The sequence below is a fragment of the Streptomyces sp. NPDC056835 genome (genome assembly GCF_042789485.1).
In the GTDB taxonomy this organism is placed as follows: domain Bacteria; phylum Actinomycetota; class Actinomycetes; order Streptomycetales; family Streptomycetaceae; genus Streptomyces.
This window is the reverse complement of the sequence record NZ_JBHUBB010000019.1, coordinates 153,977-174,733: the sequence shown is the minus strand read 5'-3', so window position 1 is coordinate 174,733 and position 20,757 is coordinate 153,977. Positions and strand designations below refer to the sequence as shown.

Sequence of the window (20,757 nt, the reverse complement as noted above, 5' to 3'; positions counted from 1 at the left end):
GTGCGGTGGGCCGGAAGCCCACCGCACAGCCGCTTCGACGTCGTAACGCCCGGGATGTCAGCCGCGGACGAGGCCGGTCAGCACGTCGGCGAGGATACGGACGCCGTCGCGGGTGAGTACCGACTCGGCGTGGAACTGCACGGACGCGAAGTGCGGCCCGCGCAGTGCGTGTACCTCGCCGGTGTCCCGGTCGCGGCTCACCTCCACCGGGCCGATGCCCTCGCACTCGGCCTTGTCCTCGGACGACCGCGCGGCGAACGCGTTGTAGAAGCCGACCTTCTCGCGTGCCCCGAAGAAGTCGATCACGCGTTGTGTCCCCTGGTTGGGCACGTCCCGGCGCACCAGCTCGAACCCCAGCCGGGTACAGAGCACCTGGTGGCTGAGGCACACGGCGAGGAACGGGCGGCGCTCGGCCAGCAGTGTGTCCACGACCGCGCCCAGCCGGGCGATCTTCGGATGCGAGGCGGCCCGGGGGTCCCCGGGGCCGGGCCCGAGCACCACGAGGTCGTGGTCGAGCGGCGCGCAGTCCTCGTCGAACCGCCGTACCGTCACCGAGAGCCCCAGCGCGCGCAGTTGATGGTCGAGCATCGCCGTGAAGGTGTCCTCGGCGTCGATGACCAGCACCCGGGTCCCGGCCGGCGCGGGCACCAGGGGGGTGTCCGTGTCGCGCCCGGCGAGCCAGAAGTCGGCGATGGAGGTGTTGCGTTCGGCCAGCGCGGCGCGCACGCGCGGGTGGTCGGCGAAGCGGACCGTCCGCCCTCCCTCCAGCGCCGCGAGCAGCCCGGCCGCCTTCGCTCTCGTCTCCGCGGCTTCGGAGGCCGGGTCGGAGTGGCGTACGAGGGTGGCGCCGACCCCGATCTCGATCCGGCCGGTGCTGTCGATCTCCGCGGTGCGGATGAGGATGCAGGAGTCCAGTGCGGCGCCGCCCTGTTCGTCCCTGCCGATCAGGGCGGCCACCCCGCTGTAGTAGCCGCGCCCCTCGGGCTCGTACCGCGCGATCACCCGGCAGGCGCTCTCCAGCGGGCTGCCCGTGACCGTGGGCGCGAGCAGCGTCTCCCGCAGGATCTCCCGAGGATCGCGCGTGCTGCGCCCCTCGATGAGGTATTCGGTGTGCGCGAGCCGGGCCATCTCCTTCAGATACGGCCCGACCACTCTGCCCCCGGTGTCGCAGACGCGGGCCATCATCTTCAGTTCCTCGTCGAGCACCATGTACAGCTCGTCGGTCTCCTTGGGGTCGGCGAGGAACCCCAGCACCTGCGACAGTTCGGGGCCGGAGGGCGGATAGCGGTAGGTGCCGCTGACCGGGTTCATCACCGCCGTACCGGCGGACAGGCTCACATGCCGCTCCGGCGAGGCGCCGACGAAGGTACGGCTGCCGGTGTGCACCACATGGGTCCAGTGGGCGCCGGACTCGGTCTCCAGCAGATTGCGGAAGAAGGACAGCGCGCTGCCCAGGGTGTAGTCGCCGATCCGGGCCCGGTACGAGCGCTTGATGACGAAGTTCGCGCCCTCGCCCATGCCGATCTCGTCGGCGATCACCTTCCGCACCGTGGCGGCGTACGTGTCGTCGTCGGGGGTGAAGTGCCCGCCCACCAGCCGGGTCGGGGTACGGACGAGCCGCGGCAGGGCCTCGGCCAGCGGCACCGTCTCCTGGGCGGTCACATGCAGGACGAGCAGCGGCGCCCCGTCGTCCACGCCTGCGTAGCCGCGCTCGCCGATCTGCCGGTAGGGCACCAGCGCCAGCACGTCGTGGTGGGACCGGCCGTCGGCGGCGGGCGCCCGCGGCAGCGGAATCGACCCGAGGGTGGGCCAGGAGCGCACCTCGCCGACCAGCACCTCCAGTTGCCCGCCGCCGGCCGCCGTGGGCCGGTGCAGCAGCGCGAAGGGCGGTGGGTGCGCTACCAGCACCCTGTCGAGCAGATCGGATGTCACGCGACGACCTCCTTGACGGTGGAGACGACGGCACAGCAGCGGGCCGCGTAGTCGATCGCCTGCCGGTGATCGGCGGCGGAGAAGTCGGCGACCGCGTCGGCCACCAGGAACGTCTCGATGTCGTGGGTGAACGCGTCGACCGCGGTCATCAGCACGCCCACGTGCGCGTACACCCCGCACACAATCAGCTGGTCGCGGCCGTGGGAGCGCATCCGCTCCAGCAGGCCGGAGCGGTGGAAGGCGCTGTAGCGCCATTTGGTGAACATCCAGTCGTCGCGCGTCGGCGCCAGTTCCTCCGTGATCTCGCGGTCGGCGGCGGAGCGTCGCATACCCGGCCCCCAGAAGTCCTTCAGCAGACCGCGATCCGCTTCGTCCATGGCGCCTGGCTGCGCCGTGTACGCGACGGGGATGCCGAGTTCGGCGCAGCGGGTGCGCAGCAGTACGGCGTTCGCCAGCAGCTGTCCCCGCAGGGGCTCCGGCAGCGCCCGGAGGAAGTAGCGCTGCATGTCGTGCACCAGCAGCACCGCGCGCCGGGGATCGACCGTCCACGACGGGACGGGGGTGGGCAGTTCGCCCGCACGGGGCAGTTCGTAGGGTTCGATGGGAGGTATCCCGCTCATGTCTTCTCTCCGTCGGACACCGGGTCTCCGTCAGACACCGAGGGTGGCCCCGCCGTCGACCGTGAGGCTGTGCAGGGTGATGTGTGCGGCCTGGTCGGACAGGAGGAAGGCCACGGCGTCGGCGACGTCCGAGGGCATGGCCAGCTTGCCGAGCGGAATGCCGACCTTGTACGCGTCGGGCCGGCCCGCGATCGTGGCCACGCGGCCGCTTCCGTCCTGCCACATGGAGCTGAGCATCGGGGTGTCGGTGGAACCGGGGGCCACCAGATTGCACCGGATGCCGTGCCGTGCCACTTCCAGGCCCAGGCACTTGGTGAACGTCGTGGCGGCGGCCTTCGAGGCGGCGTACGCGGCCATCCGCGTACGTGCCGTGCCCGCCGCGTTCGAGGCGACCGTGACGATGGCGCCGCGACCGCGCGGCACCATGCGGTTGACGACCGCGCGCGACATGACGAACACCCCCGTGGCGTTCACCGCGAAGGTGGCGTCCCAGTCCTGGTCGGTCAGATGCCGCGCCTCGGCCAGGTGCAGCACCCCCGCCGCGTTGACCAGGAAGTCCACCGGCCCGAGGCGCTGTTCGACGGAGTCGACCAGCGCGGCGACCTCGGCACGGTCGGTGATGTCGGCCGGGAACCCCTCGGCGGTCATGCCGTCGGCGGTCAGCTTCTGCACGGTGCGCAGGAGCCCGTCCGCGTCGCGGTCCACGGCGGCCACCGTGGCGCCGCGGCCGCCGAGCGCGCGGGCCACCGCGGCGCCGATACCCCCCGCTGCCCCTGTGATCAGGGCGACCTTGCTGTCCATGTGCGGTCCTCCTTCATATGATTTCGGGCGGTTCAGGCGGGACTTTCGCGGCTCTCAGGTCCCCCAGGCCGTCACCACGGACACGGCCTGGTCCGGGCCGAGCCGCGGGTCGCACAGGCTGGTGTAGTGGTCGCCGACCCGGTCGGTGGCCGATGGGCTCAGGGCGCACTCGGTCACATCGTCCGGAGTGGTCTCCAGGTGCAGACCACCCGCGACCCCCCGGGCCCCCAGCACCGCGGGCCGGAAGTCCCGTACCTCCCGCGCGATCCAGCCCAGGTAGCGGGTCTTGCGCCCGTCCGGTGTGGTGACCGTGTTGGCGTGCATCGGGTCGGAGAGCCAGATGACCGGATGGCCCGCCTCCCGCACCGCCGTCACCAGCGGCGGCAGCCGGTGGGCGACGAGCTGCGCCCCCATGCGGGCGATCAGCGTGAGCCGGCCGGGTTCGCGCGCCGGGTCGAGGCGTTCGCACAGGGCGAGCAGCTCCTCCACGGTCATGCCGGGGCCCACCTTGCAGGCGACGGGGTTGGCCACCGCGGAGAGCAGCGCGACATGAGCGCCGTCCAGTTGGCGGGTGCGGTCGCCGATCCACGGCCAGTGCGTGCTGGTGAGGACCGGCGCACCGGTGGAGTCCTCGCGTACCAGCGGCACCTCGTAGTCGAGGACGAGGGCTTCATGGCTGGTCCACACCGGTGGGTCGATGGCCGGCTCCCCCGGCCCGCGGTGCCAGCCCAGATGGCGCATCGTCGTGCCGGCGGCGCGGTAACAGGCCAGCATGCGCTGGGGGTCCGGCCGCCTGGCCAGCAGGTCGGGCTCGGGGCTGTTGACCATATGGCCCCGGTAGACGGGGAGTTCGAGGTCACCCACCCATTCCGTGGGCTTCGAACGGGGTTTGCCGAACTGGCCCGCCATCCTCCCCACCCGGACCACCGGGCGGTGGGTGATCCCCTTCAGTTCGCCCGCGAGGACGTCCAACAGGCCCGCCTTGCGGGCCACATGGGCCTGGGTGCACTCCGCGGGGTCCTCCGCGCAGTCGCCCGCCTGCACCACATGGGCGCCTCCGGCGGCGACGACGGCCAGCACCGACCGCAAGGTGCGTACGTCCTCGGGGCCGACGAGTCCGGGGGAGGCCAGGAGCTCCCGCCGCACGCGCCGCACACTCTCCGTGTCGCCCCACCCCGGCTGCTGCAGGGCCGGTTTCGATCCGATGTCGAGCACAGGGTTGTCCACTGAAGTCTCTCCCCTTGGGGATGGATCGGCCCGCGGGTACGTCCCGCGGTCGCCGTGCGGCACGGATCGCGCGGGATTCCGTGCGCACCCGTACGGGAGCCGGACGCCCCCACTCCACTGCCGGGCCCGCGAACACACCGTTCTCGGGCGGGCCTTGGCCGGCACACGCCGGTCAGGGGCCGGCAGTCCGATCCTGGAGTGGGGGACGGAGCGCGACAACGCGCCGCCGCTCACTTCGTCAGGTGCCGGGTGCCGCTCGGCCCGTCCGTCCGTTCCACACCTGGCCGGGACCGGTCAGCACGGCGATGGCATGGGCGGCCGAGGCAAGGCTCATATGACGGTGCCATCCGTCGAACGAACGTCCTACGTAGTCCTCGATGCCGACGTTCTTGGCGACTTCCTCATAATCGTCCCGCACCCGCTCCAGCAGTGTGAACAGCGCGAGCAGCGAGGCCGGTTGCTGGGACGAGAGGTTGGTGAGCCACAACTGGGTCGCGTTCTGCTGCCCGGTCTCGGCCAGTCCGATCAGGGCCAGGCGCCGTCCGCCGCCCGCCCGCAGCCGGGCCGTTCTCCCCAGCGGAAGCCGTACGGCCACGCTCGCGATCAGGCCCGTGCGTAACTCGCCGGACCTGCCGAAGTCGCGCCACTGGGCCGGCTGTCTGCTGCCGCTGGCCGCGCGGATGACATCGTCGGCCGGCATGGTCGCGGAGCCGCGGTGGCCGGTCAGCGCCGGGTCCGAGACGAGCAGGGGAACCGACTGGTCGACGCGTGCCAGCAGGGGGATGCCCCTGCGGCCCAGCCGGTCGAAGAGCACGGAGAGGTTCAGGGAGCTGGCGTCGAGCACCACCGGCCGCACCGGCATCCCCCACTCCGACACCATGCCGAGGCAGAGCCTGACGGCCCGGTCTGACAGGGTCTGTGCCTCGGCGCGGTCCCGGGTCGACGCCCGGCTGCGCACCGGCAGGTCGTCGATCTGTGCCGGGGGCAGATGGAGCCCCCAGTCGACAGGGCTGCTCCGGCCGCCGGAAGCGGCCCAGACGCCGATCGCCTGCTGCGCGTTGAGCACCCGTCCCTCAGCGGGGACGAACCTGCGGTCCACGCCGACCGAGTGCTGACCCGCCTTGCGGATCACCGCGTCCTGCACCACCCAGGCGTCGACCGGCAGGCGGGGCACCAGGTAACGGGCCAGCGCCTGGCGCACCGGTACCCAGTCCCACGTCGACTCGCTGATGAAATGGTGCAGGCTCTGGTCGGTCGCCCGGCCTCCGATGAGGCTCGCGATATTCCTGATCGACTTGCGCCCGGGAACCTCCAGGAGCCCCCTGACGTACTCGACGCCCTTCTTGCGCTGATCGGCGCGCGGCAGGGAGGCGAAGAGCAGAGTCGATATTTCGCGCAACAAGATATCCGGCGGAACACTCTCACCGAATAATCGATTCGTGTTTTCTTTTCGTTTTCCCATCCTGGTCAGCGGAAACCGGGCTGCACTCAAAGGTCGACCCCCGAATAGCTGTCCTGCCGGGCCGGAACTTATGCCCTCGGACGATTGGTGGAACCCACTGGTCCAAACGAGGCATCACTTTATCGACCAGTGAACATTTTCACCACCAGGCCGGGCTCGGATCTGTCACCTGCCCCACTGAGGAGCGAAAACGCGCCGTCCGCCGCGCGGGCGGGCGGTCACCGATCCACCTGGAAACACGGAACGGTGGGCGGTACATCCAAAGAAGTTGCTTTGCCTGACCTTTAATCAGCCTAATTACCTGAGGGACGCCGGATCCGGCGGTCCGCACGTCTTTTCACGGGACGCGGCGCCCGGTGGCGACATGAAGGGTTTCGCGCAGGTGGTCGCGGTGTGAGACCGCCTGGACGAGGGCATGGGCGAGGTCGGTCCGGGAAGTGGGCGGGCGTCGCCCCGGGTGCGTGGTGATCCGGTAGTCCGTCACCTCGCTCCGGCAGACGAGGCGGCCCGGCCGGAAGAGGGTCCAGTCGAGCCCGGTCTCCCGGATGATGCTCTCCATGCGCCGCACGTCCTGCTGGACGGCTCGACCGCACGCGAGGACGACCGGACGGATCGCTCGCTGGCGGAGCTGGGCGGCGCGGGAGAGGTCGGCGGCGTCGAGACCGGGGGAACCCGCGCAGAGCAGGCGCCGCACCCCGTGGTTGATCATCGCCTTGACGATGTTGTAGGCGGCCTGCGAGCAGACCGTGACGCGCTGCGTGGAGGGTGGCGCGCCGATCACCGAGATCACCGCGTCGTGGCCGCGCACGACCCAGTCCACCGCGTCGGCGTCCATCGGATCCGCGGCGGCCGTCTGCACCCGGTGGTCGTAGAGCGGGAAGTCGGCCGGCCGCCGGGTGATCGCGGTGACCGTATGCCCCATGGCCATGGCCATGACCGTGACCAAGCGGCCCGTGGGGCTGTTGGCGCCGAACACGACCAGCTTCATACGTTCCTTCCTGGCGGACGGGCCGAGTGGCCGGGCCCCGTGCGCCGGCGGGCACACGGGAGCGTCGGACATCGACCTGTCGAACATCGGTCGGGTCCTCGTACGTCGATCGAGGGTGTCGATCAATGTACTACGATGAGTAGCCCCGCATACGATGAGCCGGAAAGGTTGGTGGGAGTCAGCGTGAGCAAGCCACGGGGGAACGGTCGTACGGGTTCGGATTCCGGGCAGAGCGTCTGGCTGCGCCGGCCGCCCGCGCCGCGCCAGGAGCCACCGCTGACCAGGGAGCGCATCACCGACGCGGCGATCGCCCTGCTGGACGAGGAGGGCATGGAGCGGCTGACCATGCGCCATCTGGCGGAGCGTATCGGCGTCGGCGCCACGACGCTGTACTGGCACATCGACACCAAGGACGACGTCATCGACCTGGCGACCGACGCGATCTTCGCCGAGGCCCAGCTCCCCGACGGACATGACGGAGACTGGCAGGAGAACGTAGTGGATCTCCTCTCCAGATGCCGGGCCATGCTCCTGCGGCACCCGTGGTCCGCGGCGCTGCCCATGCCTCAACGGCCCTCGATCGGGCCGAACTTCCTCGCGTGGCTCGAATCGCTCCAGGCGACGCTGTCACGGGCCGGATTCAGGGCGCAGCAAACACAGGCCGCCTGCTGGCTACTGTACAACCACGTCCTGGGCTCGGCCGCGAGTCAGTCCGGCCTCGAATGGTCCAGGCCCGAACGCACCGCGGCACAGGAGCGGTTGCGCGAGCAGCGGGACAGGTACCCGACGCTCGTGGAGTACGAGTACATGCTCGACGAGGACTGGGAGGACAACTTCCACGTGGGCGTGCGGTACGTCCTCGACGGCCTGGAGGCCCAGCTCTCCGCCACCGGCTGACCGCCGTTCCCGGCCCGGCGGCCGGCGCCGGGCCATCTGACAGATCCGCGTTGGCCCGCTGGACCTGGGGCCGAGCTCCGACTGTCCTGATCTCATGCGGATCCGCCGCGCCCGGGACTCGGACGGCGGGGTCCCCGGGCCCCGTTCCCCGTCGCTGCCGACGCGGGCGGGTGGCCTGTACCAGTCGGGACGACAATGGAGCAGACCATGATCACATACGGTGCCGCCCAGGACACACGAGGCGTGCTCGGAACCGGGTCCTACGTACCCGGTCGCGTAGTGAGCAACAAGGACATGACCGCCCTGGCCGGGGTCTCCGAAGAGGCCATCCTGCGCAAGACCGCGATCCGGGAACGGCGTTGGGCGAAGCCCGAGGAGGCGACCTCGGACCTCGCCGTCGCCGCCGCCCGCGCGGCTCTGGAACAGGCCGGGATCAGCGCCGCCGAGCTCGGCCTCATCATCGTGGCGACCTCCACACCGGACTCCCCGCAGCCGGCGACGGCCTGCGTCGTCGCCGACGAGCTGGGCGCAGGACACGGCACCGCCGCGTTCGACGTCAACTCGGTGTGCAGCGGCTTCACGTTCGCCCTGTCGATCGCCGAGCGGATGCTCGCCGGCGCGTCGGCCGACTACGCCCTGGTCATCGGCGCCGACGTGTACTCACGCATCCTCTCGCCCGCCGACCGGCGCACGATCGTGCTGTTCGGGGACGGGGCCGGTGCCGTCGTGCTGGGCCCGGGCGGCCGCCAGCGGCTGATCTCCAGCAGGCTGGCAAGCTTCTCCTCCGAGCGCGAGCTGATCGGCGTACCCGGCGGCGGCAGCCGTATGCCGGCGACGGAGGAGACGCTGCGCGACGGGGCGCAGTACTTCTCGATGAACGGCCGGGGCGTCGCCGAGTTCGTCCAGGACCAAGTGGTCCCGGCTGTCCAGGAGTTCCTCAAGGACAACGGGCTGAGCCAGGACGACATCACGCACTTCGTGCCGCACCAGGCCAACGGGCGGCTGCTGGAGAGCCTGTCCGAGCGGCTTGGCATCCCCGCCTCCCGTATGGCCGTCACGGTGACGCGGTACGGCAACACCGGCGCCGCCTCCGTCCCCATCACCCTCGACCACCTGGCCAGGTCGGGCGCGGTGGCCCCCGGTGACCTGACACTGCTGGCGGCGTTCGGCGGCGGCATGTCCATGGGGCTGACGCTGCTGCGCGCCGTCTGACCCCCGTCCAGCCGGACGTAGCCCCGACCGCCGGGGTACGTCCGGCGCCGGGGGTACGTCCGGCGGCGGGCGCCCACGGAGAAGGCCCGGCCCCCGTCGGTCATCCGCGGGGCCGGGCCTCTTTCGCGCGGCTCACTTCTTGCCGATGTGCAGCGCTTCCTTCTTGAAGACCTCGAAGTAGCTGGGAACGCCCTGCGTCGTGATGACCTCGACGCGGGAGCCGACGTGGAGGTTGTCGACCGACTCCCGCACCAGCACGTCCGCGAGGTCCTTGCGCGAGGTGAACCAGCCGGGGTGACGGGACGCGCTGACGATGTAGTCGGTGGTGGTCGTGGCGTCGAAGAGACCGGCGGGGCGGACGACCGTCCACTCCAGACCGCTGGCGCTCACGATGTCCTCCATGCGGCTCGTGTCCTCGTAGAGCGGCCGGCCCATCTTGAGCAGGATCGGCACGATCACCTTGCGGAAGACAAGCTTCTCGCCAGGAGCGTCCTGGTAGTTGGCCCCGATCGAGCTGACGCAGACCAGGCGCCGGATGTCGTGCTCGCGCATCGCCTTGATGACGTTCGCGGTGCCCTCCGAGTAGACGGTCACCGGCTCCTTCGTGTACGGGATGCCGACGGTCGAGATGACGGCGTCATGTCCGGCGACCACGCGCCGCACCTCGTCGGGGTTCAGGATGTCGGCCTTGACCACGCTCAACCGGGCGCCGCTCAGCGGGAAGGCGTCCGGCCTGCGCGTTACGGCGGTGACCTCGTGCCCCTCGGCGAGCGCCTGTTCGGTGGTCAGCCGGCCCGTCGGGCCGTTCGCGCCGAAGATGACCAGTTTCACGTGTTCCTCCTGTGCGGGGCGACAAGGTGCGGCCGCGGGCGTATGACCGCGCGGGACGGCTCCGCGGCGGACACCGGTCGGGCACTCGAACATTGATCCATAGCCAGATCAAAGTACCACGCCCGGATGGGGGATCGAGTGGTGGGATCCGGCGCTGACATGCGGCGCACCCGCGACCCGGCGGGCCGTGGGTGCGCCGTGTTCCCGCGTCGGTGACTCGCCGTCAGTCCACCGACAGCCGGGGGAACTTCTTCATGAGGAAGTCGAAGGTGACGAAGTCGATGGCGGACTCCTGCTGCTGAAGCCCGGTCCGATAGGCCGTGGCGACCTCCACCAGGCGCAGGGCCTGGTACTCGATCGCCTTCAGGTTGTCGTCGTGCACATTGTTCGGAGCGTGCCGGGAGACGCTGCATGTGCCGTAGGGCGATCCGTTGTGCTCGGACGCCAGGATCTCGACACTTGAGCCGTTGGGGACGATGAGGCAGCCCCAGTGGCACAGCACGTTGTGGAGGGCGAGGATCGCCGTCTGCTGGCCGGCGTGCGCGGCGGAGCCGGAGGCGAACACGGTGGCGACCTTGTTCGCCAGCTTGCCGGGAATGGCCACCGGACCCGAGCGGTCCACGAAGTTCAGGATCTGCGGGGCCGGCAGACCGAAGTGGACGGGCGTGCCGATCATGATCGCGTCGGCCGCCACCAGATCGTCCAGCGTGGCCACCGGGATGTCACTGGTAGTGGTCTCCAGTTCGGCGTAGGCCTCCTTGTCCAGCACCATCGGGTCCGGTAGCTCGGGGACCTTGAACAGCTTCGGCTCGGCACCCGCCTTTTCCGCCGCGGCGGCCGCCGCGGTTGCCAGCCGGTGGATGTTGCCACTCCGGGAATGGAAGATGATGGCCACCTTCACCATGGAAAACTCCTCGCCATTCGTCGTTGCGGGGAATGCGGCATCCCCGGGTACGAGGTGTCATCCTCATGACCCCGTGCGCACTCCCGCCAGGCAATGCCGGATGGTTCGTCAGGTCCGCGAACAGCTTGTCCCGGGCCGGAATTCGGGAACGGTCAGGACCTGACAGAGTGGCCCGTGACGGCTTGAGTGCCCCGCGGCGGTGCACTGTTCTGTTGCCATGTCGAATTCCACAGGCGAGCAGATCACCCTTCCCACCGAACCCGGTCAGGTTCCGGCGGCATTCGAGGAGGCCTTCAACTCGGGCAGTCTTGAGGCCATTCAGCGGCTTTTCGAACCGACCGCCATGCGCGTTCTCGCTCCGGGCCAGTACCAGGCGGGTGAGGAGATGTGGAAGGCGGCCGCGAAGACGCTGCCGGACCGCCTCCCGGTGAAACTGTCGGTGCGGCACATCTACACGGTCGGCGACACGGCACTGATGATCTGCGACTACGTACACGAGGGCACCGGGCCCGACGGGACGCACCAGCGCCTTGAGGGCACGGCCGCCGACATCCTCCGCCGCGGCGCCGACGGCGTCTGGAGGTGCCTGATCAGCAACCCGCCCGGCACGACCCGGGCCTGATCCGGACCGGACCACCACCCACCCGACCCGAGGACGACCGATGCCGGACAGCAAGCAGGCGCCCGCAGAAAGGCCGTGGTCGCGGGCCATCGACGTACATCACCACATCCTGCCGGACTTCTATCTCGACGAGCTGGCCCGGATGGGCGTCGCGACCATTCTTCCCGGTGTCGACAGGCCGACCTGGAGCGCGCGTGGCAGCCTCGCCATGATGGACCGGCACGGCATCCGTGCCGCCGTGGTGAGCGTCTGGCCGGGTGTGCCGGCGACCCTGGAGCCCAAGCCGGCCGGGGAGTTCGCGCGCCGCGTGAACGAGTACCTGGCCGATCTGGTCGCCGCGCACCCGGGCCGGTTCGGCGCGTTCGCCACGCTTCCCTTTCCTCACCTGGACCTCGTCCTGGAGGAGTTCGAGTACGCCGTCGACACGCTCGGGCTGGACGGCGTGGGACTCGTCAGCAACTACGGCGGCCTGTACGTGGGCGACCGCGCGATGGACCCGCTCTTCGCGGCGGCCGCCCGCCGGCGCAGCCCGCTGTTCGTGCACCCGACGGTTCCCCCGTCGACCGGTCAGCCGGACCTCGGCCTGCCGGCCTCGCTCTACGAGTTCCCCTTCGAGTCGGTGCGGGTCGCCGCCCAACTCCTCTACAACCAGACCCTGGAGAGGTTCCCGGACCTGCCGGTGATCCTGCCGCACGGCGGTGGCGGCGTCCCCTTCTACGCCGGCCGGCTCGCCTGCGGCGGGCTCATCAGCGCGTCCCTCGCGGACCGGCTGCCCGAGGACCCCGTCGGTTCACTGCGCCGGCTCTACGTCGACGTCGCCATGGCGGGCGACCCGCACGCCATGGCGGCCCTGCGGTCCTTCGCCCCGGCGGACCGGATCGTGGTCGGCTCGGACTTCCCGCTGATGCCCGAGCACTACACGCTCGACACCGGCCACCGCGTCATCGCCCACGGAGGGTTCAGCGCCGGGGAGCGGACCCGGCTGGAGCACGCCAACGCCGAGACCCTTTTCCCCCGCTTCCTCCCGCCAGGACGCGGCCGCGCCGATGGAAAGGACGGATGAGACGCCGTGCTGGACAAGAAGACGGTCTCCGCCTACCTGGACCGCATCTCCGCCGACCGGCCGAAACGCCTCGACGCCGACGCGCTGCGGCAGCTGCACGAGCGGCACGTGCTGTCGGTCCCCTTCGACAATCTCGACTACCACCGCGGCGCCGACATCCGGATGGACGAACGGGCCGTCGAGAAGATCGTCCACGAGCGCCGAGGCGGCCTGTGCGGTGAGATCAACACGGCGTTCTACCTCCTGCTGAAGTCCATGGGGTTCGATGTGACCCTGCACCAGGGCCGCGTCCACATCCCGGGAGGCGGGACCACCGCCCCGTACCACCATGTGGTGATGACGGTGGCCGTCGACGACCGCCGCTGGATCGCCGACATCGGATTCGGCAGGAGCAGCCGCCGCCCCCTCCTGCTGGACTGCGACGAGCCCCAGCCCGATCCGCACGGTGAGTTCACCACGCGGCGTCTGGACCGGCGGTCCGTCGAGGTGCTGCGCGACGGGACGCCGCAGTACATCCTCTACGAGGAGCCGGTGGAACTGGCCGAGTTCCACCAGACGATGTGGTGGTACCGGACGAGCCCGGACTCCCCGTTCCTGCGGACGCTCGTCTGCTCGCTTCCCCTGGAGAACGGCTGGGTCATCCTGCGCGACGACGCGCTGACGGTCGTCTCCGGGGACGAGAAGCGGACCGAGAGACTCGCCGACGACGCCGCGGTACTGGCGGCGTACGAGAAATGGTTCGGGATGAGGCTGGAGAAGCGTCCCGTGCCGACCCCGTACACGAACGGCTCGCTCCGTCTGTCGTTCGACGGCGACTGACATTCCACACCGACAGACCGACAGACCGACAGAGCGACAGAGCGACAGAGCGACAGACCAACGGACCGACAGGCCAACAGGGGAAACGGCATGCTGGATGAAGTGACGACGGCCGCCTATCTGAAACGTATCTCGGCCGAGCGACCGGACCGGCCCGACCTTGCCGCGCTGCGCCACCTGCATGAGCGGCACGTGATGTCGGTGCCTTTCGAAAGCCTCGACTACCACCTCGGCAAGGAGATCTACTACAAGGACGAACGGATCGTCGAGAAGATCGTGCGCCGGCGCCGCGGCGGTGCCTGCGGCGAGCTCAACAGCGCCTTCTACCTCCTGCTGAAGTCCCTGGGCTTCACCGTGCACGTCCGGCACGGGCGCGTCTGGATCGGCGGCCGGCTGCGCGACCCGTACAACCACATGCTGCCCATCGCGGAGGTCGACGGGCGGCGCTGGCTCGTCGACATCGGGTTCGGGAAGGGCAGCAGGTACCCGATCCCCCTCGACACACCCGAGGCGCAGGACGATCCGCACGGTGTGTTCTGCGTCCGGAAGGTCGACGACCGCACCACCGACGTCCTCCGGAACGGAAAACCGCAATACCGCTTCTACGACGATCCGACGTCCCTGTCGGACTTCGACCAGGCGATCTACTGGTACCGGACCAGCCCGGACTCGATGCTCCTGCAGAACATGTTCTGCTCCCTTCCGCTCGATGACGGCCGGGTCCTGCTCAAGGACGACGTGCTGACCATCACCCGCGGAAAAGACACGACGACCGAGAAACTCACCGATGACGCGGCGGTGCTGGACGCGTACGAGAAATGGTTCGGCATCACGCTGGACAAGCGCCCGATACCGAGCCCGTACGTGAGGAAATCCGTACGCATGGCGTTCGAGGAGAAGTAAGCGCCGCACCACTCCGAACACCACCGAATCCGGCACAGAGGAGGCTTCGTCATGCCCAAATGGGAACTCGCACCGGTCAGTCCGTGCAGCGTCGCGCTGGCGTTACCCAAAAGGGTCGTCACAAACGCGGAGTTGTGCGAAACCCTGGACACCACGCCGGAATGGATCGAGGAAAAGACAGGAATCCGGGAACGCCGGTTTCTCGAATCGCACGAGACCGTTCTCGATCTCGCGGTCGAGTCGGCGGAGAAGGCCATGGCGGCGGCCGGTGTCGAGGCCCGCGGTATCGACGTCCTGATCGTCGCGTGCACCAGCCCGGACTGGATCATGCCGTCCCTGGGCGTGAGCCTGGCCGAGCGCCTGGGCATCGAGACCCCGCGGATCCTCGACCTGACGCAGCACGCGTGCGCCTCGTCCGCGTACGGGATCTACACGGCCTCCTGCCTCCTTCAGGAACCGGGGCTGGACTCCGCGCTGGTCGTCTGTGCCGAGCGGGGCTCCGGCATCACCGATCCGGGGGACCGCCTCACCCGGATCTTCTTCGGGGACGCCGCGGGGGCCGTGGTGCTGCGCAGGTCGGACGGCCGGGACGGGCTGCTGAGTTACGACCTCGGCAACGTCTACTCGGACGGCGTCCGGATGCCGACGGCCTGGCGTCTGGACCAGGAGGTGCCGACGTCGACGACTCCGACTCCCAGGTCGCCGTACATCTTCATGGACGGCAACGTGGTGCTGCGCGAGGCGATGAGCCGGGTGCCGAAGTCCCTGAGCGAGGCGCTTTCGCTGGCCGGCGTCACGGTGGACGACGTGAGCGGCTTCGCCGTGCACCAGGCGAACGCGAAGCTGGTACGGCACATCGGGCGCGTGGCCGGTGCCGAGCCCGACCAGGTTCCCGTCACCGCCGACACCCTGGGCAACACCGCCGCGGCCTCACCTCTGACGGCCCTGTGGCGGCTGGCCGCCGAGGGCCGGGCCCGGCGCGGTGATGTCATCGTGCTGGGCGCGATCGGGGCCGGCTTCCTCTTCGGCTCGCTCGTCTTCCGGCTCCCGGAGGACCTGGTCGCGGCGGAGGTCCCCGGAATGGCCCTCGCGTCAGGGACGTGACGTTCCCCGGCAGGGCCGGCCGCCGGCCGGGTGGCGGGCCCTGCCGGGCCCTGCCGAGGCCTGCCGGGCCCAGTCGGGGCCGGGGCCCTCCAGGTGTACTTCACGGCCAAAGTGACGGCTTCGCGCCAACCGGCGCCGTGCGACCAGACCGAAATCAGCCCTCGGCACCCCGGCACGACGCCCGCTCGCCGACGTCCCGGCGAATAGATACGGACACGGAATCACGTCGTCCATATCCCGGCCCAGGTGGTGATCGCCTCGAAAGAGGCTGGTCACCACCTTTCTTTCATTGGCTGAAAACCGCGCGTATCCATTTCAGCCACCCCTCCTTTAAACCTTTAATTTCCGGTCGGGACTTGACAGTTCTCCCTCTAACTCCCTTGCTTCACACACAGAGCCGCAGTTAGTGTTCTTTGCGACTCTTCCGAGAAAGGAGTGATTGAAATGACCGAGAACGAGATCGTCGAATACGAGGCACCCGAGATGCTGCCGGTGGGTGAGTTCTCCGACCTCACCATGTGGTACGGCTGGGCCAGCAATGACGGTGAAGGCGTAGCCATCATCTGATAGCGGCTCATGGCAATCGGTCATAAAGGGGGAGACTTTGGGTGCGTCATGGTTCGCCGCTTTCCCGGAAAACGCCGAAGGCGCATTTCCTGGTCTCACCGGAATGGCCGATGACACCGCGATATTGAGTTATGCGTCAGGCCGGACGTGGGTCGTCGCCGACGTCTCGCATTCCCGTCTGATCGCTACGGAAGCCGGTGCCAGACGTCTCGCGCTCTTCGGTGAGACAGACGCCGAAGCGGGGCGTCTGGCACGGCTTCTCGACCGGTACGACGACGTCGACGACCTGATGGCCGCGGCGCACGACCTCGCGGGCAGCTTCCACATCCTGTACACGGACGGCCGCTCCTGCTACGTCCAGGGCAGCGCGTCCGGTCTGCGCCAGGTGTACTACGCCCGGCGGGAGGACACCCGGACCTACGCGGTGTCCGACTCGGTCGAGCTCCTGGCCCGGCTGACCGGCAGTACCCCGCGCATCGACATGGTCGCCTGGGGCATGGTCCACCCGGGATTCGACTACGGACTGACCGAGGGCGCCTACTGGACCGGCGTGCGCCGGCTCCCCGCCGACCAGCGGCTGCGCGTGACCCGCGACCGGATCGAGCGCTCCACCTGGTGGACACCGCCGCCGTCGGACCTGTCCATCCGCGAAGGCGCTCCGCGGCTGCGAGCCGCGCTGGACGAGGCGGTGACCGTCCGGGTCGCCACGGCCGACGGCCTGTCGGCGGACCTCTCCGGCGGCATGGACTCGACATCACTCTGCTTCCTGATGGCCGAACAGGGCGCGCGCTTCCAGTCCTTCGTCGAGCAGACCATCGACCCCAACCACGACGACGCCCACTGGGCGGCCATCGCCGCCAAGGAGATCGGCCGGGACCTGACGGTCCTTCGGCCCGAAGACATCCCCGGTCCGTACGACGGCCTCTGGGACCCCGTCGAGGGGCTGGTCCAGTCGGTGCCCTACGGGCTCGGCGAGCCGTACACACTGATCCGCAACCGCACGCGGAAGATCGCCATGTCGCGGATCTTCGCGGCCACCGGGGCCACCGTGCACATCGGCGGCTTCGGCGGCGACGAGCTGTTCACGGTGGCGCCCTCCTACTTCAGCGATCTGTACGCGACATCCCCACTCAAGGCGGTCAGGGGCATCCGCGACCTCGCCCGGCTGCGCCGCTGGCCCCTGCCGTCGGTGCTGCGCGCGCTGGCACGGCAGCAGTCGTACGCGGGCTGGTTCGAGGAGCAGTTGCACGGTCTGAGCCTGCCTCGCCCGGACACCATCGGCCCGACCGTCAACTGGGGGCCGCGGCTGCGGGTGACCCCCTGGTCAACGGCCGCGGGCGCCGAGGCGATCCGCTCGCTGGCCCACGCCGGTGACTCCGGCCGCACCCCCCAGGCCCCCACCCGCTCGGTGCACACCTCCATCGCCGGGCAGCGCATCGGCGGTCAGCGGCTCGTCCCGCTGCGCGCGCTCATGCAGCACCAGGGCATCCTGCTGTCGCTTCCGTACATGGACGACAAGGTGCTCGAAGCCGCGCTGGCGATCTCCCGGGCACAAGCTCAGCCGGGCCGGGGCTTCAAGCCCGCGCTCAAGGCCGCGATGCGGGTGGACGCGTCGAAGACGGCGCTCTCCCGCTCCACCAAGGGTGAGTTCAGCATGTCGGTGCACCGCGGGCTGGCCCGTAACCGCAAGGCCCTCCTCGGCCTGTTCGAGGACTCGCTGCTCGCCGAGCACGGCCTCGTGGACATCGACCGGCTCCGGTCGGCCGTCCGGGACACCATGCGCCCGGAGTACGAGACGAACGCCCTGGAGCTGACCGTCGCCGCGGAGGCCTGGATGCGGGCCGTCGCCGAACGCGCGGCGGAGTCGCCGCCGGTGGCGTCCGGCGCGCCGGACGCCCGGCCGGACGGCCCCCTCACGAACAGCCCCCTCACGAACGGACGACTCACGAACGGACGGCTGGCTTTCCCATGCTGAGAATCTCTCCCCACGCGGTCCTCACCAAGGACGAGGACGCGGCCGTGCTGCTGGACAAGAAGTCCGGCACATACTTCCGGCTCAATCCGATGGCCGTCACGGTCTTCGAGATGCTGTCCGCCGGGCAGTCCACGGCGGCCGTCGTGAGCGCGCTCCAGGCCCGGTATCCGAAGGCGGCGGACCGTATCCCGGACGACGTCCAGAAGCTGATCACCACCATGCGGAGCACGGGAGTGCTGATCTGACATGACGCTGCCCATGACACTGGAGCCGCGGACACCGCTGCCCCTGCACAGGAGGCCGCTCCCGCTGCTGGCCGTCGCGGCCGGCCGTCTCCTCATCACCCTCAGCCCGTACACGATGGAGCGGGCGCTGCGGCGGCTGAGCCGCGGCGCCCGGCCCGCCACCCATGCCGAGGCCCTGCGTGCGCGCGGCGACGTCGTCTCGGTCAGCCGCCGGGCCGCCGGCCAGTACTGCCTGGAGCGGTCGGTCGCGACGGCGGTCCTGGCTCGCCTGCGGGGCAGTTGGCCGGACTGGGTGTCCGGCGTCAGCCTCATGCCCTTCGCGGCACACGCCTGGACCGAGGTCGACGGACAGCCGGTCGGCGAATCACTGCGGCTGGACGCCTTCCAGAAGAACATCGTCATCTCCTGCCCCCGAAGCCGGCGGAGCCGAGCGAACCACCCCACCGGAAGGGGAAAGTGACCATGGACCCGAAGAGCATCGCGAAAGAGATGGCGGCCAAGGGATACGCGCTCGTCCCCGACTTCCTGACGGGCGAGGCCCTGACCGAGGCCGTCGCGGCGATCGAGACGTACTTCCCCGACCCCGAGTCCGGCGACCACACCGCCGAGGACGTGGCCGCCCTCAAGCACGCGGTCCCCTTCCCCTTCACCAGCAACGCCCTGAACCAGCACCCCCTCGACCCCCGGGTGATCAGCGTCGTCGAGGAGTTGCTCGGCACCGCGGATCTCCGTATGACCAGCGCGTTCATCCAGGCCAAGTACGGGACGGCCTACGGCGAGAGCAAGGACCAGAGGCTGCACAACGACTCCTGGGCGGCGAGCAGCCTGGTGCACCCCCGCGCCGACGGTGTCTACCAGCGTGTGTACGGCATCCTCTATCTGACCGATGTGTCGGAGGACACCGCTCCCACCTACGTCGTGGACCGCGCCGCGCACCTCGGCGTTCCGCTGCTGACCCCGGAGGGGACGGGAGCGTACGCCAAGGAGTCGTACCCCGAGCTCTACGAGCGGGAGCGTCCGATCGTGGCCGGCAAGGGCTCCCTGCTGCTGTTCGTGGGGGACATCGTCCACCGGGGCTCCGCCTACCACGAACGTCTCGGCCGCCGTCTCGCCCTGTTCTTCAACATCCATGGCGCGCAGGCCCGTTGGACGGACAAGCACCTGTGGTCGCTGCGGCCGGCGCACCCCGACTGGGGCACCTTCCGCGACCTGATGATCGAACTGGAGCCGCGGCAGCGTCATCTGCTGGGTTTCCCGCCCCCCGGCGACGACTACTGGACCGAGGACACCATCAAGCACCTGTCGGAGATGTATCCGGGGATCGACGTCGAGCCGTACCTGCCGGCGCGTGTGACCTCATGACCACGGCCGCCAAGGTCCTGCCCGGCTACGCCGAACTGGCTGTCGGCGGCCTGAGACACCTCGGCCATGTCCTCGGGCTGGGCCCCGCCTTCGACGCGTCGGCCGAGGAGACCGTCTCGGTGCTCTTCGGCGGCTGGGGTCACCGCTCCACGCGCGGCCCCGCCGAGCCCGGGCTGCCGAGTGCGCCCGCCCCGTTCGAGTACTCGCTGGTGCTGAGCGGCGACCGCGTCGATGTCCGGCTCTTCTACCGGCCGCTGGCCGCGGCGGGCCCCACGACCGCGGAGGCGAGCTGGGACGAGGGCCGACGGACCCTGGCGGAACTCGAACGGCGGGGCGTTGCCCACCTCCACCGGGCCAAGGAGCTCAGCGACCTCTTCCGGCCCCGGAGCGCCCGGGCGACTTTCGGGATGTGCCTGGCGGCCTCTGCCGGGGCGCGGGGGATCGCCCGCGTCAAGGTGTACTTCGACACCTTCGCGGCCGGCACCGGGCACCACCGGGAGCTGATCGGGGAGGCCCTGAACCGGCTCGGCCACGGCCCCGCGTGGACCTGGGTACGGGAGCACGACCCGGCGGGCGTCGCCGCCCTCATGCCGGCGATCTTCGCCCTCGACCTTCAGGAGTCCGCCGACGCCAGGGTCAAGTTCTACACCACGGTGCACGAGCGCTCCGCCGCCGAACTGGCCGCGCGGGCGTCCGCGTTGTCGGACGCGGCGGGCCGTACCGCGGCGGACTTCGTCGAGCGCATGGCCGTCGAGGGTTCGGCGGCGCTCGCGGGCGACGGGCTGCGGCCGACGTTGTGCTGGAGCATGACCTCGCACCGCCGCGACCGCCCCGACGACGCCACGCTGTACCTCCCCAGCAACCTGTACACCCCGAGCAGGGGGGACATCACCGGCCGGCTGCGCACCGCCCTCGCACCGGGCCTGTTCCGACGGGTCGAGCGCCTGATCTCCCAGTGCGCCGAGACCGCGCCGGGCGAGGGGCCGGAGAACCCCTTCCACTGGGTGGGAACGAAGCTCCTGCGCGACGACTCGCTCACCCTCTATCTCTCGGCAGCCGTCGTGGAGGCCGCCCGTTCGGCCTTCCCTGCACCGGCCGCCGCCGTGCCACGTACGAGGTCACGCTGAGGCGCCCGCCCGCCGGGACCGCGTCGTCCGGCCATGGCCCGGGATCGGTCCCGAGATCGAGTTCTTCGGCCCGTCGAACACCAACACCTGACGGAA

21 protein-coding genes are annotated in these 20,757 nt (G+C 70.0%); 13 read left to right on the top strand and 8 right to left on the bottom strand.

Features of this window, described 5'->3' with window-relative positions:
* Window positions 1-57: 57 nt before the first annotated feature.
* From ACFRMN_RS22760 to ACFRMN_RS22735, 6 genes are all read right to left on the bottom strand, one after another.
* Complete coding sequence (locus tag ACFRMN_RS22760) at window positions 58-1,932, bottom strand: anthranilate synthase family protein (RefSeq protein ID WP_383022337.1); 1,875 nt, start codon at window positions 1,930-1,932, stop codon at window positions 58-60.
* A complete protein-coding gene (locus ACFRMN_RS22755; RefSeq protein WP_383022336.1) occupies window positions 1,929-2,552 on the bottom strand; it encodes an isochorismatase family protein in 624 nt (207 codons plus the stop codon). Before ACFRMN_RS22755 ends, ACFRMN_RS22760 begins: the two co-directional genes overlap by 4 nt.
* A 30-nt stretch (window positions 2,553-2,582) precedes the next feature.
* Window positions 2,583-3,353 (bottom strand): 2,3-dihydro-2,3-dihydroxybenzoate dehydrogenase, encoded by a 771-nt coding sequence (locus tag ACFRMN_RS22750; protein ID WP_383022334.1) that lies wholly within the window; start codon window positions 3,351-3,353, stop codon window positions 2,583-2,585.
* 54 nt (window positions 3,354-3,407) lie between these two features.
* Complete coding sequence (locus tag ACFRMN_RS22745; RefSeq protein WP_383022332.1) at window positions 3,408-4,580, bottom strand: 3-deoxy-7-phosphoheptulonate synthase; 1,173 nt, start codon at window positions 4,578-4,580, stop codon at window positions 3,408-3,410.
* A gap of 238 nt (window positions 4,581-4,818) precedes the next feature.
* Window positions 4,819-5,979, bottom strand: coding sequence for an IS701 family transposase (locus ACFRMN_RS22740; protein ID WP_383022330.1), 1,161 nt, complete (start codon window positions 5,977-5,979; stop codon window positions 4,819-4,821).
* Between the two features lie 400 nt (window positions 5,980-6,379).
* The gene (locus tag ACFRMN_RS22735) at window positions 6,380-7,030 is read right to left on the bottom strand and encodes an NAD(P)-dependent oxidoreductase (RefSeq protein WP_383022329.1); all 651 of its coding nucleotides are present in this window, start codon (window positions 7,028-7,030) and stop codon (window positions 6,380-6,382) included.
* A gap of 183 nt (window positions 7,031-7,213) precedes the next feature.
* Here ACFRMN_RS22735 and ACFRMN_RS22730 point away from each other — a divergent pair, with 183 nt between their 5' ends.
* Together ACFRMN_RS22730 and ACFRMN_RS22725 are read left to right on the top strand one after the other, a co-directional pair.
* The gene (locus tag ACFRMN_RS22730) at window positions 7,214-7,927 is read left to right on the top strand and encodes a TetR/AcrR family transcriptional regulator C-terminal domain-containing protein (RefSeq protein WP_383022327.1); all 714 of its coding nucleotides are present in this window, start codon (window positions 7,214-7,216) and stop codon (window positions 7,925-7,927) included.
* Between the two features lie 207 nt (window positions 7,928-8,134).
* Window positions 8,135-9,139, top strand: coding sequence for a 3-oxoacyl-ACP synthase III family protein (locus tag ACFRMN_RS22725; RefSeq protein WP_383022325.1), 1,005 nt, complete (start codon window positions 8,135-8,137; stop codon window positions 9,137-9,139).
* 132 nt (window positions 9,140-9,271) lie between these two features.
* Here the strand turns inward: ACFRMN_RS22725 and ACFRMN_RS22720 are convergent, their stop codons facing one another.
* Complete coding sequence (locus ACFRMN_RS22720; RefSeq protein ID WP_383022323.1) at window positions 9,272-9,970, bottom strand: NAD(P)-dependent oxidoreductase; 699 nt, start codon at window positions 9,968-9,970, stop codon at window positions 9,272-9,274.
* Between the two features lie 223 nt (window positions 9,971-10,193).
* Window positions 10,194-10,874, bottom strand: a complete 681-nt coding sequence (locus ACFRMN_RS22715; RefSeq protein ID WP_383022321.1) for a flavodoxin family protein — start codon at window positions 10,872-10,874, stop codon at window positions 10,194-10,196.
* A 217-nt stretch (window positions 10,875-11,091) separates the two neighbouring features.
* Between ACFRMN_RS22715 and ACFRMN_RS22710 the strand changes: the two genes are divergently transcribed.
* From ACFRMN_RS22710 to ACFRMN_RS22660, 11 genes are all read left to right on the top strand, one after another.
* Complete coding sequence (locus ACFRMN_RS22710) at window positions 11,092-11,496, top strand: YybH family protein (RefSeq protein ID WP_383022320.1); 405 nt, start codon at window positions 11,092-11,094, stop codon at window positions 11,494-11,496.
* 40 nt (window positions 11,497-11,536) lie between these two features.
* The gene (locus tag ACFRMN_RS22705) at window positions 11,537-12,559 is read left to right on the top strand and encodes an amidohydrolase family protein (protein WP_383022318.1); all 1,023 of its coding nucleotides are present in this window, start codon (window positions 11,537-11,539) and stop codon (window positions 12,557-12,559) included.
* Between the two features lie 6 nt (window positions 12,560-12,565).
* Window positions 12,566-13,378: an arylamine N-acetyltransferase gene (locus ACFRMN_RS22700; RefSeq protein WP_383022316.1), complete on the top strand. Its 813-nt coding sequence runs from the start codon at window positions 12,566-12,568 to the stop codon at window positions 13,376-13,378.
* A gap of 90 nt (window positions 13,379-13,468) precedes the next feature.
* Window positions 13,469-14,281, top strand: a complete 813-nt coding sequence (locus ACFRMN_RS22695) for an arylamine N-acetyltransferase (protein WP_383022314.1) — start codon at window positions 13,469-13,471, stop codon at window positions 14,279-14,281.
* Window positions 14,282-14,332: 51 nt separating this feature from the next.
* Window positions 14,333-15,385, top strand: a complete 1,053-nt coding sequence (locus ACFRMN_RS22690; protein WP_383022313.1) for a 3-oxoacyl-ACP synthase III family protein — start codon at window positions 14,333-14,335, stop codon at window positions 15,383-15,385.
* A gap of 444 nt (window positions 15,386-15,829) precedes the next feature.
* Window positions 15,830-15,952: a lasso RiPP family leader peptide-containing protein gene (locus ACFRMN_RS22685; protein ID WP_383022310.1), complete on the top strand. Its 123-nt coding sequence runs from the start codon at window positions 15,830-15,832 to the stop codon at window positions 15,950-15,952.
* Between the two features lie 103 nt (window positions 15,953-16,055).
* Window positions 16,056-17,927, top strand: a complete 1,872-nt coding sequence (locus ACFRMN_RS22680; RefSeq protein WP_383022308.1) for an asparagine synthase-related protein — start codon at window positions 16,056-16,058, stop codon at window positions 17,925-17,927.
* Complete coding sequence (locus ACFRMN_RS22675) at window positions 17,921-18,172, top strand: PqqD family peptide modification chaperone (RefSeq protein WP_383022307.1); 252 nt, start codon at window positions 17,921-17,923, stop codon at window positions 18,170-18,172. Before ACFRMN_RS22680 ends, ACFRMN_RS22675 begins: the two co-directional genes overlap by 7 nt.
* Before the next feature lies 1 nt (window position 18,173).
* The gene (locus ACFRMN_RS22670; protein ID WP_383022305.1) at window positions 18,174-18,632 is read left to right on the top strand and encodes a lasso peptide biosynthesis B2 protein; all 459 of its coding nucleotides are present in this window, start codon (window positions 18,174-18,176) and stop codon (window positions 18,630-18,632) included.
* A 2-nt stretch (window positions 18,633-18,634) separates the two neighbouring features.
* Entirely contained in the window at window positions 18,635-19,534 is a 900-nt protein-coding gene (locus ACFRMN_RS22665) for a phytanoyl-CoA dioxygenase family protein (protein WP_383022303.1), read from the top strand.
* Window positions 19,531-20,661 carry a hypothetical protein gene (locus ACFRMN_RS22660; protein WP_383022301.1) on the top strand — a complete coding sequence of 377 codons (1,131 nt, stop codon included), beginning with the start codon at window positions 19,531-19,533 and terminating at the stop codon, window positions 20,659-20,661. The genes ACFRMN_RS22665 and ACFRMN_RS22660 overlap by 4 nt, the downstream gene beginning before the upstream one ends.
* Window positions 20,662-20,757 lie beyond the last annotated feature (96 nt).

Coding starts and splice junctions, on each gene's coding strand:
- ACFRMN_RS22755 (WP_383022336.1), bottom strand. CDS start 2,552: ATGAGCGGGATACCTCCCATCGAACCCTACGAACTGCCCCGTGCGGGC.
- ACFRMN_RS22750 (WP_383022334.1), bottom strand. CDS start 3,353: ATGGACAGCAAGGTCGCCCTGATCACAGGGGCAGCGGGGGGTATCGGC.
- ACFRMN_RS22735 (WP_383022329.1), bottom strand. CDS start 7,030: ATGAAGCTGGTCGTGTTCGGCGCCAACAGCCCCACGGGCCGCTTGGTC.
- ACFRMN_RS22725 (WP_383022325.1), top strand. CDS start 8,135: ATGATCACATACGGTGCCGCCCAGGACACACGAGGCGTGCTCGGAACC.
- ACFRMN_RS22715 (WP_383022321.1), bottom strand. CDS start 10,874: ATGGTGAAGGTGGCCATCATCTTCCATTCCCGGAGTGGCAACATCCAC.
- ACFRMN_RS22710 (WP_383022320.1), top strand. CDS start 11,092: ATGTCGAATTCCACAGGCGAGCAGATCACCCTTCCCACCGAACCCGGT.
- ACFRMN_RS22705 (WP_383022318.1), top strand. CDS start 11,537: ATGCCGGACAGCAAGCAGGCGCCCGCAGAAAGGCCGTGGTCGCGGGCC.
- ACFRMN_RS22695 (WP_383022314.1), top strand. CDS start 13,469: ATGCTGGATGAAGTGACGACGGCCGCCTATCTGAAACGTATCTCGGCC.
- ACFRMN_RS22690 (WP_383022313.1), top strand. CDS start 14,333: ATGCCCAAATGGGAACTCGCACCGGTCAGTCCGTGCAGCGTCGCGCTG.
- ACFRMN_RS22685 (WP_383022310.1), top strand. CDS start 15,830: ATGACCGAGAACGAGATCGTCGAATACGAGGCACCCGAGATGCTGCCG.
- ACFRMN_RS22680 (WP_383022308.1), top strand. CDS start 16,056: ATGGCCGATGACACCGCGATATTGAGTTATGCGTCAGGCCGGACGTGG.
- ACFRMN_RS22675 (WP_383022307.1), top strand. CDS start 17,921: ATGCTGAGAATCTCTCCCCACGCGGTCCTCACCAAGGACGAGGACGCG.
- ACFRMN_RS22670 (WP_383022305.1), top strand. CDS start 18,174: ATGACGCTGCCCATGACACTGGAGCCGCGGACACCGCTGCCCCTGCAC.
- ACFRMN_RS22665 (WP_383022303.1), top strand. CDS start 18,635: ATGGACCCGAAGAGCATCGCGAAAGAGATGGCGGCCAAGGGATACGCG.
- ACFRMN_RS22660 (WP_383022301.1), top strand. CDS start 19,531: ATGACCACGGCCGCCAAGGTCCTGCCCGGCTACGCCGAACTGGCTGTC.